Source organism: Actinosynnema sp. NPDC023658, from assembly GCF_040639995.1.
In the GTDB taxonomy this organism is placed as follows: domain Bacteria; phylum Actinomycetota; class Actinomycetes; order Mycobacteriales; family Pseudonocardiaceae; genus Actinosynnema.
On the sequence record NZ_JBFAAX010000701.1, the window covers coordinates 1 to 3,007 of the forward strand.

The following is a 3,007-nucleotide window of genomic DNA, read 5'->3' on the forward strand; positions in this document are numbered from 1 at the left end:
TCACCCAGGTCCGGCCAGGGCGCGTCGCTGGCGTGCGAGAGCGCCGTGCAACTGGCCCGCTGCCTGCGCGACCTGCCGCACGACGAGGCGTTCCGCGCCTACGAGTCGCTGCGCCGGACGCGGGTCGAGCGGATCATCGCGCAGGCGGCGCGCACGAACCGCGACAAGGCCGCCGGTCCGGTGGGGCGGGTGCTGCGCGACGCCCTGATGCCGTTGGCGATGAAGCTCGTCGACCCGGCGAAGTTCACCTGGCAGTTCGACCACCGGATCGAGTGGGACGACACCCTCAGCCCCGTGTAGTTGAACGGCCGGCCGGAGCGACGATCACCCCGGCCGACCGCGCCACGGGGCCGGATCAGCCGGTGGGCTCCCCGAACCAGCGGGCCAGGTGGTCGTCCAGGTCCCGCTGGTCGTCACCGATCCAGGCGACGTGGCCGTCCGGGCGCAGCAGGACGCACGGGACGTCCAGCGCCGCGGTCGGATCCCCGAGGTGGTCGACCCGGTCCGACCAGCCGCCGGCGGTCAGGCGTTCGGTGCGGTCCAGCAGCAGGCCGCGCCCGCGGTGCAGCAGGTCGTAGAGGCGGCCCTGCCGCACGTCGACGTCGCGCAGGCGGCGGCCGAGCAGGTCCGGGCCCGCGCCGAAGTCGTAGCGGACGCCGATCGCGGTGATCTTCTCGATCAGGTGGCGGTTCACCTCGTCGAAGTCCATCAGCTCGGTGAGCAGCCTGCGCACGGCCCGCGGGCCCGGTCCGGGGGACAGCAGTTCCACCTGGGCGCGGGTGTTGTCCAGCACGTCCTCCGCGACCGGGTGGCGTTCGGCCTCATAGGTGTCCAGCAGCCCTGCCGGCGCCCAGCCGCGGACCTGCGCGGCCAGCTTCCACCCGAGGTTGACCGCGTCCTGGACGCCCAGGTTGAGACCCTGTCCGCCGATGGGCGGGTGGATGTGCGCCGAGTCCCCGGCCAGCAGCACCCGCCCGACCCGGTAGCGCTCGGCCAGCCGGGTGGCGTCCCCGAAGCGGGACAACCAGCGCGGGGAGTGCACGCCGAAGTCGGTCCCGGCGACGGCGCGCAGCCGCTCTTTGAACTCGTCGAGGGTCGGCGGTTCGGCACGGCCGCTGACGCCCGCGGCGGGGACGACGACGCGGTAGACCTCTTCGCCGAAGGGCGTGAGGGTGAACCGCTTGTCGGTCTCGCGGACCTCGGCCACCTTCGGCGCGATCTCCTCCCGCGGCACGCCCACTCCCACCTCGCCCATCAGCGTCTCGTTCCGCGAGGGCTCGCCGGGGAAGCCGACGCCGAGCAGCTTGCGCACCGCGCTGCGCGCGCCGTCACAGCCGACGAGGTAGCGCGACCGCAGCCGCTCCCCGTCCGCCAGCCGGACGGTCACGCCGTCGTCGTCCTGCTCGAAACCGGCCAGCGCGCACCCGTGCCGGACCTCCGCGCCCAGCGCGACCGCGTGTTCTTCGAGCAGGCGGACGATGACCGGCTGCGGGATGCCCAGCAGGTAGGCGTGCGCGGAGTCCAGGCCCTCGGGCTCGGGTTTGTCGATGGCGGCGAAGAAACCGGCGGCCGGACGGCGTCGGCCGTGCCGGGCGATGCGGTCGAGCAGGCCGCGCATCGCCATCAGCTCCAGGCTGCGGATGTGCAGGCCGACGATGCGGACGAACGACGCGGGCTCAGTCTCCTGCTCCAGGACGAGCACCCGCACGTCGTGCAGCCGCAGCTCGGCGGCCAGCATCGCGCCGGTCGGCCCGCAGCCGGCGATGATCACGTCGAAGAGCGCGCGATCGGCGCCGGAGGCCGGCGAGGGGAGTCCGGGGGCGTCGCCCGCGGTGGGATCGCGCCGGGCCGCGTCGTTCGACGGCGGTTCGGCGGTGGAGTGCGAGGAGTGCACAGGTGTGGCCTTTCGGGAGTGCCTTGGTGATGGGGCGCTCCCGGCGACACCTACGTCAATCGCCGGCCGTGACGGGCAGGGGGAGCACCCACGTCGATGCAGCGTTCATGGGTCTCACCTCCTCGGGCGGTGTCACGGTCAACGGCAAGCTACAAGGCCGGGCACCACCCCGTCCACTCGTTTCCCGGCGTGCTCACGACTCCCGGTGGGCACGCCGAACTCGTACCCGTGACCATGACGGATGGCTCGTTTTCTAGCAGTGCTAGACATTCGAGCGCGACTATGACTAGTGTTGCTCGTGTACCTAGCACTGCTAGAAAACGGAGTCGGCGCCATGTCGCACCAGCGGATCAACACCGTCCTCGCCACGTTCGTCGTCCTGGCCGGCTTCGCCTTCGGCCTCAACTTCCTGCTCGACCCGCTGGGCGCGGCGTCCGGGTTCGGGATCGACCCGTGGCCGCAGGGCGAAGCCGGCGGCTACTACGTGGTCAAGGGCGTCCGCGACCTCGCCTACGGGCTGACCGCCCTCGTGCTGCTGCTGCTCGGCCACCGCCGTGCCCTCGGCTGGGTGGTGCTGGCCGACGCGATCATCCCGATCGGTGACTGCATCGCCGTGATGTCCAACGGCGGCACGGTCGGCTACGCGCTGGCGGTGCACGGCTCGGCCGCCGTGCTGGTCCTCGTCACCGCCGCGTCGCTGCTGTGGGAGACCCGGAAGCGGTCAGCAGGAACGCCGGTGACCACCAGTAGTCCCGCAGTCGTGTGACCCGGACGTCGGTGAACCCGGCCCGCTTGACCTGCTCGGCCCACCGCGAGGCGGGCTGCTCCCAGGTCGAGCGGGTCGCGCCCGGCACCAGCTGGCCGGTCAGCACCGGCATCAGGAAGCCCTGCGCCACCAACGCCCGGTCCTCGTCGTACTCGGCCAGCCCCCGCTCGTAGGCCTCGGCCAGGAACCGGCGGTGCTCGGGGCTCGCGTGCGGCAGGTCCGGCACGTCGAACTCGACCAGGGCGAGCACGCCGACGTGCCCGACCAGGTCGGCCAGCACGCCGTCGCGCACCTCGGGCGGCAACGCGTGCAGGGCGAACGTCGACTGGGCCACGTCGAACACCGCG

General features: G+C 72.6%; 2 protein-coding genes and 2 pseudogenes. 2 read left to right on the forward strand and 2 right to left on the reverse strand.

The features are described 5' to 3' along the window. Positions 1 to 300 (forward strand): annotated as a pseudogene (locus AB0G02_RS33415) (FAD-dependent monooxygenase); the annotation flags it as partial. Positions 301 to 355: 55 nt separating this feature from the next. On the opposite strand, the gene rox reads toward AB0G02_RS33415, so the two are convergent. After that, the gene (gene rox / locus AB0G02_RS33420) at positions 356 to 1,771 is read right to left on the reverse strand and encodes a rifampin monooxygenase (protein WP_360802323.1); all 1,416 of its coding nucleotides are present in this window, start codon (positions 1,769 to 1,771) and stop codon (positions 356 to 358) included. 457 nt (positions 1,772 to 2,228) lie between these two features. Between rox and AB0G02_RS33425 the strand changes: the two genes are divergently transcribed. Beyond that, on the forward strand, positions 2,229 to 2,660 hold the full coding sequence (locus tag AB0G02_RS33425; protein ID WP_360802320.1) for a DUF4267 domain-containing protein: 432 nt from the start codon (positions 2,229 to 2,231) through the stop codon (positions 2,658 to 2,660). Here AB0G02_RS33425 and AB0G02_RS33430 read toward each other — a convergent pair. Next, positions 2,578 to 3,007: pseudogene (locus tag AB0G02_RS33430) on the reverse strand (class I SAM-dependent methyltransferase); the annotation flags it as partial. The gene AB0G02_RS33425 and the pseudogene AB0G02_RS33430 overlap by 83 nt on opposite strands.